This is a genomic window from Mycobacterium yunnanensis (assembly GCF_025823185.1).
Taxonomy (GTDB): Bacteria; Actinomycetota; Actinomycetes; order Mycobacteriales; family Mycobacteriaceae; genus Mycobacterium; species Mycobacterium yunnanensis.
Genome location: NZ_JACKVK010000013.1, coordinates 531685 through 546051, shown reverse-complemented (window position 1 = coordinate 546051; position 14367 = coordinate 531685). Strand labels below are relative to the sequence as shown.

At 67.9% G+C, this 14367-nt stretch carries 13 protein-coding genes; 8 read left to right on the top strand and 5 right to left on the bottom strand.

Annotated features, from left to right (window positions below; all coding sequences use genetic code 11):
- Positions 1-17: 17 nt before the first annotated feature.
- From H7K45_RS26250 to H7K45_RS26230, 5 genes are read left to right on the top strand one after another with little or no spacing between them, the layout of a single operon-like run.
- Positions 18-1352, top strand: a complete 1335-nt coding sequence (locus tag H7K45_RS26250) for an LLM class flavin-dependent oxidoreductase (RefSeq protein WP_263999013.1) — start codon at positions 18-20, stop codon at positions 1350-1352.
- A 9-nt stretch (positions 1353-1361) separates the two neighbouring features.
- Positions 1362-2960: an FAD-dependent oxidoreductase gene (locus H7K45_RS26245; protein WP_263999012.1), complete on the top strand. Its 1599-nt coding sequence runs from the start codon at positions 1362-1364 to the stop codon at positions 2958-2960.
- Positions 2957-3289, top strand: coding sequence for a 4Fe-4S dicluster domain-containing protein (locus H7K45_RS26240; RefSeq protein WP_263999011.1), 333 nt, complete (start codon positions 2957-2959; stop codon positions 3287-3289). Before H7K45_RS26245 ends, H7K45_RS26240 begins: the two co-directional genes overlap by 4 nt.
- Positions 3290-3332: 43 nt before the next feature.
- A complete protein-coding gene (locus tag H7K45_RS26235; protein WP_263999010.1) occupies positions 3333-3950 on the top strand; it encodes a superoxide dismutase in 618 nt (205 codons plus the stop codon).
- An 18-nt stretch (positions 3951-3968) separates the two neighbouring features.
- Entirely contained in the window at positions 3969-5264 is a 1296-nt protein-coding gene (locus H7K45_RS26230; RefSeq protein WP_263999009.1) for an MFS transporter, read from the top strand.
- Here H7K45_RS26230 and H7K45_RS26225 read toward each other — a convergent pair.
- The 3 genes from H7K45_RS26225 to H7K45_RS26215 form a co-directional block, all read right to left on the bottom strand.
- Positions 5261-5746 (bottom strand): NADPH-dependent FMN reductase, encoded by a 486-nt coding sequence (locus tag H7K45_RS26225; protein WP_263999008.1) that lies wholly within the window; start codon positions 5744-5746, stop codon positions 5261-5263. The genes H7K45_RS26230 and H7K45_RS26225 overlap by 4 nt on opposite strands.
- 2 nt (positions 5747-5748) lie before the next feature.
- Positions 5749-6978 carry an acyl-CoA dehydrogenase family protein gene (locus H7K45_RS31580; protein WP_263999007.1) on the bottom strand — a complete coding sequence of 410 codons (1230 nt, stop codon included), beginning with the start codon at positions 6976-6978 and terminating at the stop codon, positions 5749-5751.
- A gap of 94 nt (positions 6979-7072) precedes the next feature.
- Entirely contained in the window at positions 7073-8134 is a 1062-nt protein-coding gene (locus H7K45_RS26215) for an LLM class flavin-dependent oxidoreductase (RefSeq protein WP_263999006.1), read from the bottom strand.
- 176 nt (positions 8135-8310) lie between these two features.
- On the opposite strand from H7K45_RS26215, the gene H7K45_RS26210 reads away from it, so the two are divergent.
- Genes H7K45_RS26210 through H7K45_RS26200 form a run of 3 tightly spaced genes read left to right on the top strand, consistent with a single transcriptional unit; the run spans position 8311 to position 11507 of the window.
- Positions 8311-8892 (top strand): rhodanese-like domain-containing protein, encoded by a 582-nt coding sequence (locus tag H7K45_RS26210; protein WP_263999005.1) that lies wholly within the window; start codon positions 8311-8313, stop codon positions 8890-8892.
- Positions 8893-8934: 42 nt separating this feature from the next.
- Entirely contained in the window at positions 8935-10068 is a 1134-nt protein-coding gene (locus H7K45_RS26205) for an LLM class flavin-dependent oxidoreductase (protein ID WP_263999004.1), read from the top strand.
- 56 nt (positions 10069-10124) lie between these two features.
- Positions 10125-11507, top strand: coding sequence for a styrene monooxygenase/indole monooxygenase family protein (locus tag H7K45_RS26200; RefSeq protein ID WP_263999003.1), 1383 nt, complete (start codon positions 10125-10127; stop codon positions 11505-11507).
- Between the two features lie 12 nt (positions 11508-11519).
- Here the strand turns inward: H7K45_RS26200 and H7K45_RS26195 are convergent, their stop codons facing one another.
- Together H7K45_RS26195 and H7K45_RS26190 are read right to left on the bottom strand one after the other, a co-directional pair.
- A complete protein-coding gene (locus H7K45_RS26195; protein WP_263999002.1) occupies positions 11520-12947 on the bottom strand; it encodes an LLM class flavin-dependent oxidoreductase in 1428 nt (475 codons plus the stop codon).
- Positions 12948-12961: 14 nt separating this feature from the next.
- Positions 12962-14308, bottom strand: a complete 1347-nt coding sequence (locus tag H7K45_RS26190; protein ID WP_263999330.1) for an MBL fold metallo-hydrolase — start codon at positions 14306-14308, stop codon at positions 12962-12964.
- Between the last annotated feature and the right edge of the window lie 59 nt (positions 14309-14367).

Below are 14367 nucleotides of genomic sequence, written 5' to 3'. Positions count from 1 at the left end.
GAGACGGAGACCTACCTGTGAGCACTGCCAGGCGAGAGCTGCACCTCAACGCCTTCCTCATGGAGGCCGGACATCACGAGGCTGCCTGGCGCTTGCCTGAGAGCAATCCACGGGCGGACTTCGATCTGTCTCACTGGATCCGACTCGCCACCGTGGCCGAGGCGGCCAAGTTCGACTCGCTGTTCCTGGCCGACGGCCCGGCGCTGACCGGAAGCGGTGAGTTCCGGCCTCCCGGCCAACTCGAGCCGTTCACCCTACTGACCGCGCTGTCGCAGCACACCAGTCGAATCGGTCTCATAGCGACGGTCTCCTCGACCTACAACGAGCCGTACAACTTGGCACGTCGTCTCGCATCGGTCGACCACGTGAGCGGTGGACGGGCCGGGTGGAACGTGGTCACCTCCGCCGGGGCCGACGAGGCGGCCAACTTCGGGCTCGACGACCGGCCCGACCATGCCGCGCGTTACGCGCGGGCCGACGAATTCCTCACCATCGCCAAGGCGCTCTGGGACAGCTGGGAGCATGACGCTGTTCTGGCCGACAAGGAATCCGGCCGATACGCCGACCCGAACCGCCTGCACGCGGTCGACCACGTCGGGGACCACTTCAAGGTCGCGGGTCCGCTCAACGTCGAACGCCCACCCCAGGGCCACCCACTACTGGTGCAGGCCGGCTCATCCGAGGACGGCAAGAACTTCGCCGCCCGGCACGCGGAGGCCATCTTCACCGCACACCAGACCTACGAGCGCGCCGCGGACTTCTACCGTGACATCAAGACGAGGACCGCCGCGGCGGGTCGCCATCCCGACTCCGTGGTGGTGTTGCCAGGCATCGTGCCGTTCATCGGGTCCACCGAAGCCGAGGCCAACGACTTGGCGCGCCAGTTCGACGACCTCCGCGTACCCGAATACGGGCTGTCGCAGCTGGCCTGGAACCTCGAGGTGGAACCGTCGGTGTTCGATCTGAACGCACCGCTACCCGACTTAATCCTTCAGCGGCCGAAACTGCAAGGCTCACAGAGCAGGTCGGATCTCATCATCGACATGGCCGTGCGCGAACACCTCACCGTGGGGGAGATCCTGTCGCGGCTGGGCGGCGGGCGGGGCCACTTCACCTTCGTCGGAACCCCCGAGCAGGCCACCGACACCGTCATCTCGTGGTTCGAGGGCGGGGCGGCCGACGGTTTCAACGTCATGGCCCCCGCGCTGCCGTCGCAGTTGGAGGTCTTCGTCGAACACGTACTTCCGATTCTGCGCGGCAAGGGCCTCTTTCGCGAGGACTACAGCGGCGCCACGTTGCGCGAGCACTACGGTCTCGCCGTTCCACCCAACCAATTTCGTGCCACTTCCTGAAGGAGTCCGATGACCGAAGCCGCTGCGCTAGAAGCAGTCTCGACGGACGTCCTCGTCATCGGCGGTGGTCCCGCCGGGACCTGGGCCGCGATCAAGGCGGCGCAGGAGGGAGTCGACGTGGTGCTCGTGGACAAGGGCCACACCGGATCCAGCGGGGCGACCGCATCGGTGGGCACCGGTGTGTGGTACGTCGACGACATGCCCGAGTTGCGCGAGGCGGCAATGGCCAGCAGAGAGGCCCTCGGAGGCCACCTCGCCGAGCGTGACTGGATGACTCGCGTGCTCGACGAGACCCATGACCGGATGGACGAACTGGCCACGGTGCAGCGCTACCCGTTCCCGGTCGGCCCCGACGGCAGGTCGTTGCGCGGTGACGTTCAGGGCCCCGAATACATGCGCAGACAACGGACCCGGGTGCAGCGCCTCGGCGTCCGCATCCTCGACCACACCCCGGCATTGGAACTCCTCGTCGACGCCGACGGCGTGGTGTCGGGGGCGGTGGCCCTCGACCGAGCGTCGGGTCGCGCGGTGCGCATCGAGGCGGGCGCGGTCGTCCTCGCCGCCGGTGGGTGTGCCTTCCAGTCCAAGACGCTCGGGTGCGACGTCAACACCGGTGACGGTGCGCTGATGGCCGTCGAGGCGGGTGCGGTCCTGTCAGGCATGGAGTTCTCCAACTCGTTCGCCATCGCACCCAAGGGAACGTCGCTGACCAAGACCGCCTACTACTCGTGGGCCACGTTCTACCGTGGTGACCACAGCGTCATCGAGGGGGCGGGGAGCGCCAGAGGGCGCACGCTGATCGCGGAGACGTTGCGCGACGAACCGGTGTTCGCCCGCATCGACCGCGCCACCGAGGAGGAACGGCGCGCGATGCGCAGGGGACAACCCAACTTCTTCCTCGTCTTCGATCGGCTGGGGATCGACCCGTTCACCGAATTCTTCGAGATCACGCTCGTCGCGGAGGGAACCGTGCGCGGCACCGGTGGGGTACGGATTGCCGACTTCGACTGCGCCACCGACGTTCCCGGCCTCTATGCTGCCGGTGACACCGCCACCCGCGAACTGATCTGCGGCGGCTTCACCGGTGGAGGCAGCCACAACGCGGCGTGGGCGGCGTCGTCGGGGAGTTGGGCGGGCCGCGGTGCCGCGACGTTCGCCAGGAACCGCGGTGCACGCCCCGACGGACTACGGGCCATTGGCGGTGCCGGGTTGCGCCCCACCGGCCCCGTCGGACTCGACCACCGGGCGGTGACGGCCGCCGTACAGCGGCGGGTGCTGCCGCACCAGGACAACTTCCTGCGTCATCCCGCTCATCTGGTTCGGGCCCTGGAGTCACTGCACGACGTGTGGTCTGCCGTGCGAGCGAGTCTTGGTGACACCGGCGAGGACGTCTTCCGTGCGCGTGAAGCCGCGGCGATGGCGGCCCATGCGCGGTGGATGTACCACGCTGCGTTGCAGCGCAACGAGACTCGCGGCATGCACAAGCGCGTCGACCTTCCGCGACAAGATCCCACACAGCGCCACCGGCTACTCATCGGCGGGCTCGACGCATTGTGGACTCGCCCCGAGGCCGTCCGCTCCGCCGGCGCGGACGGGAAGGCGGCGTGATCGAGCTCGTGTCGGCCGAGCGCTGCATCGGGTGTGACAGGTGCATCGAGGTCTGCCCGACGCGAGTCTTCGACCGTGGCCACGACGGGGTACCGGTGATTGCGCGCCAGGACACCTGTCAGACGTGCTTCCAGTGCGAGGCGTACTGCCCGACCGATGCACTGTTCGTCGCCCCGCTGACCGCCCCTGCCGCGGGGGGCTCGCCCCATCGCGACGCCCACGGGCTGGAAGCCGCCGGACTGCTCGGCGGCTACCGACGCGAACTGGGCTGGGGAGGAGGCCGCCCGCTCGGGGCTCGCACGGCCGTCGGACCCGAATATCCGGACTGACCAGTTTCACCACGACCGAACACGACGACATGGAATGGATCTCATGACCGACTACACCCTGCCAGACCTCGACTACGACTACGGAGCACTCGAACCGCACATCTCGGGTGAGATCAACGAGATCCACCACGGCAAGCATCACGCCACCTACGTCAAGGGCGTCAACGACGCGCTGGCCAAGCTCGAGGAAGCTCGTGCCAACGACGATCACGCCGCGATCTTCCTCAACGAGAAGAACCTGGCGTTCCACCTCGGCGGTCACGTCAACCACTCGATCTGGTGGAAGAATCTGTCGCCCAACGGAGGGGACAAGCCAACCGGCGAACTCGCCGCGGCGATCGACGATCAGTTCGGCTCGTTCGACAAGTTTCGGGCCCAGTTCGCCGCCGCGGCCAACGGATTGCAAGGCTCGGGCTGGGCCGTTCTCGGCTATGACACGCTGGGCAATCGGCTGCTCACCTTCCAGCTCTACGACCAGCAGGCCAACGTGCCACTCGGCATCATTCCCCTGCTCCAGGTCGACCTGTGGGAGCACGCGTACTACCTCCAATACAAGAACGTGAAGGCCGATTACGTGAAGGCGTTCTGGAACGTCGTCAACTGGGCGGACGTGCAACGCCGTTTCGCGGCGGCGAGCTCGTCTCAGGGCCTCATCTTCTAAGTCAGGAAGCGTTCCCACGTGACATCACCCGACGGCGTCTCGGTCGACGCTCCTCGCCGCGCCGGACCGACGTTCCGGCAAGCCCTGTTCGTCGCGGTGACGGCGGGGCTCGGATACGGCTTCGACTCCTACGCGGTCAACATCTACGGGCTGGTCCTGCCCGAGATCAAGAAGACCCTGCACATCACCGATGCACAGGCGGGTTACATCGGTTCGATCTTCCTGCTCGGGTACACGATCGGCACCATCGGATTCGGCATCGCCGCGGATCGCTGGGGCCGTAAGGCGACCCTCGGTGCGTCGATCCTGCTCTACGGCATCACCACCGCGCTGGCGGGACTCACCACCAACGTGGCCGCCTTCACCGGCCTGCGGTTCCTCACCGGCGTCGGTGGGGCGGGCGAGCTCGCCGTCGGCGCGCCCTACACGGCCGAGGTCTGGCCCACCAAGACGCGCGCCATCGGCGTCGGTGGCGTCATCTTCTCGCTGTTCTCGCTGGGGTATGTCTTGGCGGCCGCTGTCGCGTTGGCACTGGTGCCGCACTTTGGCTGGCAAGCGGCGTTCGTGGTGGCCATCGTCCCCGCCGTCATCTTGTTCCTGGTCCGCCAGGGCATCACCGAGTCGCACCGCTACACCGAGGCGCGCGCTACCGTCGAGTCCGAGTCCGGCGCCGAGACACCCTCGCTCTGGCAGCTTCCCGGCGTCCGGCGGCGTCTGGTCGTCGGATGGCTCATCTACACCGCCAACGCCGTCGGCTACTGGGGCATGACGCTGTTCCTCACCACCTACGTCGTGGCGAGGTTCCACGCAACCACGATCGAGGCGATTCGCTACGCGCTGGTGTTCTTCGTGCTGCAGGCGGTGTTCGTGTATCTGGGTACCGCGCTGGCGGATTGGGTGGGACGCCGTCCCTCGGCAATCCTCGCCGCGCTCATCGAGATCGGGTCCACCATCCTGGCGGTGACCTCCGATGACCGATCCGAGTACCTCGTCTTCGGTGCGGTGTCGATCGCCACCCTCGGATGGCTGTGGGGAGTGGGCGACACCTACATCTCCGAACTGTTCCCAACCATCCTGCGCGGCACCGGCTTTGGAATTGCCGTCGGCGGCGGACGCCTGGTGTCCGTAGCGGCGCCGACCGTCGTCGGCTGGGGCATCACCAACTACGGTCTGCAGACTCCCTACTTGGCGCTGAGCGCCATCTGGCTGTTGACCATCGCCGGCTACCTCGCCGGGCCGGAGACGCGGGGGCGTGAGCTCGACGACCTGGCTCAGGAGGCCTTCGGAACGTCGACCACGTCCGTCCGGTCCTAGCCGGACCCTCCCGGCAGATGTCGGCGCGCGACGTCCAGCCACGCGTCGAGAGTGGCCGAACCCTCGTAGTCGGAGTCGAGCAGGTAGAGGCTCGGTGCCGGGCAACTCGCCCCGATCTCGACGAGCACCGGACGCAACGTCAATTCCGGGGCCAGTGAGTGCGCAAGCGACCCGCCGAGCATCAGCGGGAACGTCGGGATCTGGTTGAGTTCACCGGCACCGAACTGGTCGAGGAACAACTTCAGCAGCCCGGTGTACGTCGCCTTGAAGGTGGGGGATGCGACCACCAGCAGATCCGCTGAGGTGACGATGGCCTTCGCCTCGGCGACCTTCGGATCGCCCCAGCCCAGCAAGCCCGCCCCCAGGTCGACCACGTCGACGACGTGTTCCGGAGGCGTGCCGGTGAGTTTCGTCGCGACCAGCTCGGCAGCTGCTCTGGTGCGTGACAGTGGCTTTGGGTTTCCCACGACGACGACGGTCATCTTCAGAAGAATCCATTCTGTGGAAGCGGCGTTTCGTTCACGAGACGGGACCCGATCGCGGTCGCCTTGAGGAACGTCGGATTGTGCGTCGAAATCGTGCGGATGTTGCGCCAATGCCGATCGTGGCCGTAGCGCACCTGCGTGGCGGAGGCGCCGCCCACGTCGAGGAGCCGGGCGGCCGTCGCATACGAGAAGCGGTCCACGGCGACCTTGGCTTGTGCCGCGGCCAGCTGGGCGTCCTGCGCGGCATCGGGATCGAACACGCCTGCGCGCTCACTGTCGGAGGCCACCTGCAGCGCGTGGGCAGCCGTGAGCACGATCGCCCTGGCGGCGAAGGCGTCGGCGGCAATCTCGCCGACGACCTGGAGTACCTGCGGGTCGTCGGCCGGTAGCGGTTGGCTTGCGTGGCTGAAGTTTCGATCGCGCCTGCGGGTCAGCGCCACGGCATCCGACCGGACGGCGGCGAGCACCCCTGCGGTGAGTGCCTGCAGGTAGAGCTGGTAGAAAGCGCCGTAATAGGTGGGTTTGGGGTCGGTGTCGCGGGCGTCGACGCGCTGCGTCTCGTCGGCGTCGACGCGCACGTCCGCGAATCGCGTCGTGCCGGTTCCGGTCAGCCGTTGACCGAAGCCGTCCCAATCGTCTTCGACCGTCACACCCGCCCGGTCCGTCGGTACGGTCACACGGTAGGACGCGCCGTCGGCGTCGGCGGCCTGCACGTTCACCCAATCGGCGAATAGCGTTCCCGTGGAATAGAACTTCACGCCGTTCAACCGGAAGCCGCCGGTGTCGTCGCGCGTCAGGGTGGTGTCGAGGTGCGAGGCTCCCGCCGTGCGGCCCACCGGCAGTCCGTTCTGCGCGCTCACGGCGTTGCCGAAGAGCTTGCCGTCGGCCGCCAGGCCCAGCCATCGTCGGGCGGCGACCGGATCGGGGTTGTGCAACTGCTCCTCGACGAAGCCGAAGTGCGCCCGCAGGATGTGCGCGACGTTGGCGTCAGCCGCCGCCAGCTGAATGATCACGTCGAACAGTTCGGGAAGGCTTGCTCCGGCTCCGCCCTGTTCGACCGGGATCCTGAGTTTGCCGATGCCGGCGTCGACCAGCCGAGCCACCTGTTCGCGGGGCAGGATTCGCTCCTGCTCGCGACGTTGCGCGCCCTCGGCGATCTGGGCGAGGAGCTCGACGAACGCCGCCGATTCGTCGGCTGCCGCACCGGCGTCGGGGAGGGTACTCGTCACGGGCGCTGCAGGGAATCGACGGAATGCACGTCATCCAACGCTAGGGGGTGGTGTCACAGACGAGGAGTGTTTGGGCCAACCTGATTCTTTGACCTCACGCGGCGAGTCTCTCCAGCCGGCGCACTCGGGGGATGATTTCTTCGGCGAAGCGCCGCATCTCCGACTCGAACGGCTGGAACTGCAACATGAACGTCTCGATGCCGAGGGCGCCGAAGCGCAGGATCCGTTCGGCCACGGTGTCGTAACTGCCGACGAGGCCGGCGGCCGTGCCCCCGTTGGTGCCGACGTGGGGATGGCGTGCAAAGGTCTTGAACATCTCGGCGTTCGGGTCGGCATTCGAGAGGACGGACTCGGTCTCGGCGACGTCCCGGCTGGCCAAGTCGAAGGCGTAGTCGAGTTCGTCGGCGGCCTCGCGATCGCTCTCGCGGCCGATGACGAACGCGGCCAACCCGAATCGGAGCCGACGGCCGGTGCGGTGGCGTGCAGCGACGTCGTCGACGAGGCGCCGCACGTCCTCCTCGGGCTGTCCGTTGACGAACCAGACATCGGCGAAGTCCTTCGCCAGCTCCCGTGCGGGCTCCGACTCGCCGCCCACGTAGATCGCGGGCCGGTCGCGATACCGGCTCGCCGGCACGAGCTGATAGTCATCGATGTCGAAGTATCTGCCGTGGAACGTCGTTCGTCGTCCCGCGATCAGAGACTGCACGATCGTGAGCCACTCCCGGCCGTAGGCGTAGCGCGCGTCGTGTTCGAGGAACGGCAGCCCGGCGCGGGCGATCTCGGGCTTGAACCACGCGTTGACGACGTTGACGCCGAACCGGCCCCCGCTGATCTCCTCGATCTGAAGTGCCTGCTTGGCCAACACCACCGGGTGGTAGAGCGCGGGTTTGATCGCCGTGATGATCTCGATGTTCTCGGTCAAGGCCGCCAGCGCAGCGCTGGTGGTCCACGCTTCGAGTTGGTCGTAGTGATCCCCGGCGGGATTGACCTCGTGCTGCGCCACCAGCGTGGCGTCGAACCCGAGGCGGTCCGCTTCGACGATCTGGTCCCTGGTGCGCGCCCACGACGCGTCGACCGGCTCATCGGGGTGCTGGCGCGCACCCCACGTGCCGTACACCAAGGCCCAGACTCCAAAGCGCAGTGCTGTTGCGGTCATGACGGTCTCCTGGCGGCGGTGGGCGGGTTGGTCCTCGACGCTAGAGCGGTCAGCCCGGCCGCCGAGATGGTTGCGGTCACCGTGATTTGGTCGACGGCGTCGCCCCGATGTGCGGCAATTGGGCTCGGGGTGATTCGAAGAAGAGATTGCGACACGGAGGTGGGTAATCCGCCCGCATGAGTACATCCACCGTCGCCCAAGGCGACATCAGCGCCGAGGAACTGCAGAGTCGCCTGACGCCGTCGATGGAGGTCCAAATCGTCGACGTCAGGACGCCCGCCGAATTCGAGACCGCCCACATCGCGGGGTCCCGCAACCTCCCGCTCGACGTGCTGCGCGAGCACCGCGCCGAAGCCGCCAAGCGCCTCGGCGGCGAGGTGGTACTGGTGTGCCAGTCGGGGCAGCGGGCTGCGACGGCCAAGGGACTGCTTCACGAGAGTGGTTTCGATGCCGGTCGTGTCCTGCAGGGAGGCGTCGCGGAATGGCAGAAGCGCGGCTTCGATGTGTCCCGGGGCGAGCAGCGCTGGGAGATGGAACGTCAAGTGCGGCTGGTCGCGGGATCCGTCGTGCTCGGGTCCGTGTTGAGCAGTGTGGCTGTGCCCCAGCTCAAGTGGGTTGCCGCGGCGATCGGCGGCGGCTTGACCTTCGCAGCGGTGAGCAACACCTGCGCCATGGCGTCGGCGTTGGCGAAACTGCCCTACAACCGCGGTCCCGAGCAGGATGCCAAGCGTTTGGTCGACGCGCTCGGGGACGGGTAACGGGGCAACCGTGTGGTGTCGAGCGGTCGGAGGGCTGCGGTCGTGAGGACAACGCCGTTGGCCGTGCTCGACCTCGTGCCGATCTCGTCGGGATCGACTGCGGCCCAGGCGTTGCGCAACAGCGTCGACCTGGCGCAACGGACGGAACGGCTTGGCTATTCGCGGTACTGGTTCGCCGAGCACCACCTGAACCCCGGTGTCGCGGGCACGTCGCCCGCGGTGCTGCTAGCGCTCACCGCGGCCGCGACGTCCACCATCCGGTTGGGTTCCGGCGCCCTGCAAATGGGTCACCGCACCGCGCTGGCGACCGTCGAGGAATTCGGACTGCTCGACGCCGTGCATCCCGGTCGCTTCGATCTAGGCCTCGGGCGTTCCGGCGGTAGACCGGGCGCACCGACGAAGCCTACGGCCGTCGAGGTGCCGCAGGTGGTCGGCGGACGTGCACCGAACGGTCTGCCCATCCCACCGTCCTTCGACCCGACACCGTTGCTGAAGTCCCCGAGAATGGCCCTGCAGAAGACGCTCCTGCAGCTACCGGAGGCGAAGCCGCAGGACTACGGCGAACAGGTCGCGGACGTCCTCGCTCTGATCGCCGATGACTACCAGTCGGACACCGGCGAGCGGGTTCACGTCGTTCCAGGCCGCGGCGCAAATCTGCAGATCTGGATCCTGGGCAGCAGCGGTGGCGAGAGCGCGACCGTGGCGGGCCGCAACGGGGTGCGCTTCGCCGCCAACTATCACGTCGCCCCGAGCCGCGTCATCGAGGCCACCTACGGATACCGAGCGTCGTTCACACCCTCGGTCGACCTGGCCGAACCGTACGTCGCCGTCTCGGCCGACGTGGTGGTGGCCGAGACGGAGTCCGCGGCAAGGGAACTCGCCACGGGCTACGGACTCTGGGTGCGCAGTATCCGAACCGGCGAAGGTGCCGTCGAATACCCGACCCCCGACGTGGCGCGCCGCCACGTGTGGTCCGACGCCGATCGCGCTCTGGTGTCCGATCGGGTGGACACCCAGTTCGTCGGATCGGCGGCGCAGGTCGCCGATCAGCTCGAGCTGCTTCGGGACGCCACGGGCGCCGACGAACTGATCATCACCACCATCACCCACGATCATCGGGACCGGGTGGAGTCCTACGCTCTGCTCGCCGAGGAGTGGGCCCGGCGCGCGAATTAGAATCAACGGAGGCCAAACGGTGCCCCTCGGCGCCGATCTGGCCGAGCATTCCCCACATGGGGCAGAACAGATCGGTGGCCGTCGTCGGTGCAGGACAGACCGGCGTGTCGGCCGCAGTCGGATTCTTGAACGCCGGTTTCGACGTCACGCTGTTCAGCGATCGCGACCGAGTGACGCTCCGCAATCGCGGTCCGGCCACCGGGACGGCGGTGACCTTCGCGGAGGCGCAGGCCGCCGAGCGAGAGCTGGGTCTGGACGACTACGTCGGCCGTGCTCCCCGGGTCACCGGACAGAGCACGCGGATGTTCACCGGGGCCGGCACCGAACGGCAGGATGTCCTCGACTTCGACGTCGACTACGACGGGTTCCAGGCGGTGGGCGTCGACACCCGGCTCAAGGTGGACGAGCGGATCGGCGAATTCCTGGTCGGGGGCGGTCGTTTCGTGGTGACCGTCGTCGACGCCGACGTACTCGACGACATCGCCTCGGCACACGACCTCACGCTGGTGGCCACTGGACGCGCCGGCTTGTCGGAATTGTTCGCCGTCGACCGCTCCCGCACCGTCTACGACCGCCCGCAGCGGCGGCTGCTGATGCTCACCGTCACCGGCCTTGGGCATGGCACCGACGTGTTCGCCCATCGCGGACTGGCCGGCGGTGAACACAACACCTTCGCGATCGACACGGAGCAGGGTGAATTGTGGTGGGGCCCGTATCTGCACAAGGACGCTGGACCATCGTGGTCCTTCCTCGGCTTCGCGAAACCGGGCAGCGACTGGGAGCGGCGATTCGGCACGGCACACGACGTCGCCTCCGCGCATCGCGTCGTCACCGAGGTGCACCGCGACTACGTCGAATGGGACCTACCCGAGATCGCCTCGACGACGTTGATTCCGGGCGATCCGCACGCGTGGCTGCGGGGCTCCGTCACACCGACGGTGCGACACGCGGTCGGTGTCACGGCGAGTGGTCATCCGGTGCTCGCACTCGGGGACACCGCAATCTCGTACGACCCGATCGGCGCCCAGGGAGCCCAGGGCGGTCTCATTCAAGCGGCGCAGTTGGTCGCCGCCGCGCGCGGCCATGCGGGTCCCTTCGACCAGAACTGGCTCCATGACCGGTTCGAGCACTTCTGGACCACTCGGGGGGCCGCCGCGGTCCTGGTGACCAGGTTGTTCCTCGGCGATCCCGACTTCGTCCAGTACGGTCAGCTGTTCTTCCCGGCGGCAGCGGCGAGCCCGAGGTTCGGCGCCGCGCTCTTCGGTCTGCTGTCGGATCCGAAACCGCTGCTGGGCATCGGTTCTCGCGCCGCCGCCCGCCATTACGTCGCCGAGAAGGCCGGGGAGTCTGCCGACACTCTGCTGGCGCGTGTGCCCGCGGCCAACTTCCGGTACTCGTCCTACCGTCGGCAGGAGTCCGCGCGGACGTCGGTGGCCTGACGCCCCCGGTGCCTACGGCGCGTCGACGCCGGACACGCCCGCCCGATCGGCGGGCGGTCGGGCGGCCGAGGACCTGAACGCGCCGCGCCACCGTCGTGCCGGGTGGCGTTGGGGAAGTTCGGGTCCGGCGCCGAAGAGTTTGTCGCGCAGCGTGCCCGGCGCATATTCCGATTGGGCGAGCCCCCTGGTCCTCAGCTCGGGCACCACGTGGTCGATGAAGTCCTCGAAGCTGCCCGGGGTGGTGATGTAGCGGATGTTCACGCCGTCGACGCCCGCATCCTGCCATTGCTCGAGCTCGTCGGCGATCTGCTCGGGTGTGCCGACGATCCGGGTGGACTCCTGTTGCTGACGGATCAGATCGGCAATGGTGGGGTTGGTGCCGGGAGGCGCTGCGGCGATGAGGGACTCGATGGTGCTGCGGGTGCCCTGGACGTCGGCCGCGAGATCGCCGATGGGCGTGTCGTGGTCCAGTCCTCCGAAGTCGATGCCGATGCCGCCGCTGCGGTGCGCGATCAAGCCGTCCACGCTGAGGAACTCGTCGAGTTCGGCGGCCCGACGCTTGGCCTCCGCTTCGGTGGAGCCGACCACGAATGCCATCCCCTGGAGGAACTTGACGTCGTCGCGACGGCGTCCGGCGGCAACCGCGCGGTCCCGGGTGTCGTCGATGACCAGACGCGCACCCCGTGGCGACGCCGCGTTGATGAACACCCCCTCGGCGTGCCGTGCGGCGAACGACCTTCCAGCGGTGGACGTTCCGGCCTGGAAGAGCACCGGCGTCCGTTGCGGGGACGGGAAGCTGAGGTGCGGGCCCTGGACCGAATACCGCGGGCCGACGTGGTTGATCTCGTGAACTCGCTCGGGGTCGGCGTGCACACCGCGTTCTCGATCGCGGATCAGGGCACCGTCGTCCCAGGACCCCTCCCACAGCTTGTAGACCACCTCGGCGTACTCTTCCGCCCACTCGTAGCGGGCGTCGTGCTCTTCGCGTTCGGGAAGCCCGAAGTTGCGGGCCGAATTCTTCAGCGCGCTGGTCACGACGTTCCAGCCGATGCGGCCCCGCGAGGCGTGATCCAGCGTGGAGATCTTGCGGGCGAACGAGAATGGATGGTCCTGGAGTATCGAGCTGGTGATCACCAGTCCGAGGTGCTCGGTCGACAGGGCCAGTGCCGAGATGATGGCCGAGGGGTCGTGGTTGGGGATCTGCAGTCCCTCCCGCACGTAGGTGTCCCAGCCACCGCGGTAGTCGTCGTAGACGCCGACGACGTCGGCGAAGAACACCGAGTCGAACGTGCCGCGTTCCAGGAGCTTGACCAGGTCCACCCAGACGTCGAGTTGATCGAAGTCCACGCTGCGTGTTTGCGGATTTCGCCACGAACCGTAGGACACGTGGGTGGCGGTGTTCATGGTGAATGCGTTGAGGATCAGCCGCGGCCGGGTCACGTGGACCTCCAGTATCAGTTGGTGGGAAGGTCGTCGGCCGCGTCGGCGAAGTCGTCGTCGACGAGGACGACGGTGCGCCGCTCACGGTCGAGCAGGGAGGCGGCCACCGAGGCGCGGTACCCGGAGGCGCAGTGCACCCAGATGTTGCCGGTGGGAATCTCCCCGATGCGGTCGAGGAGTTCGTGGATCGGAATGTTCAGCGCACCGCGAATGTGGCGGTCGCGGTGTTCGTCGGTGCGCCGTACGTCCAACACGATCGTGGCGTCGTCGTCGAGGACCTTCGCCAGTTCACCGAAGTCCGCGACGCGGTAGGAACGCAGCTGCTGACCGGCCGCGAGCCTCTCGACCGGTTCGGTTGCCGCTCCGGTCACCCCGTCGACGCCGATCCTGGCCAATTCTCTTCGCGCACCGGCGATCTGGTCGTCGTCGCCGCCGATGAGGGTCAGCGGCGCGCCCCAGGCGTAGAGCCAGCCGAGGTGGGTGACGAACGAATCCGAGAGTTCGAAGCCGAGCGCCCCGCTGAGGTGTCCGGCGGCGAAGGCGGTGCGGTGGCGGAGGTCGACGATCCACTCACCGGCGTCGATGCGGCGGCGCAACTCGACCGGGTCGACGGGCGTCGGCGTGGACAGGTCGACGGGGTCGGGACCGCGCCGGTTGATGACGCCCATGTGCGCGTAGTAGGCGGGGTACGCAGACAGGCCGGCCAACAGCTCCTCGACGTAGGTCCGTTCGTCGCGGGTCAGCGCTGGATTGTCCCGTCGCTGCTGGCCGATGGTGGAGGCGTCGCCGCTGGCCGGTGTCGCCGCGCAGAAACTGCCGAAGCCGTGCGTGGGGTAGACCGCCGCCTCGGCGGGCAGCTGGTCGGCCAGCAGGCGCACCGAGTGGTACTGGGCGCGGGTCAGCTCCTCGGTGTGCTCGTCCCCGAGAAGGTCGGTGCGCCCGGCACTTCCGTACAGCATCGAGCCGCCGGTGAACACCGCCACGACGGTCCCTTCGGCGTCGCTGAGCGCATAGCTGGTGTGGTGGTGGGTGTGCCCGGGGGTGTGGACGGCGCGCAGCCTGAACGGCCCGGCGTCGACCACGTCGCCGTCGGCGACGGGACGGCGCTCGAAGGCCACGTCCTCACCGGCGGGGACGACGTACTCGGCTCCGGTCACGCGAGCCAGTTCCAGGCCACCGCTGACGTAGTCGTTGTGAATGTGGGTCTCCAGCACGTGGGTGACCCGCAGCTGGCGTTCGGCGACCGCGTCTAGCAACCGGTCGACGTCACGCTGCGGGTCGATCACGACCGCGACGCCGTCGGCGCTCACCAGATAACTTCGGTCGCCCAGTCCGGAGGTCTCGACGATCGACACGTCCACCGCACTCACCCCGACGACGGTGCCGAAAGTTGGCGTTGACGAACAGGCTTTGCCTCGGC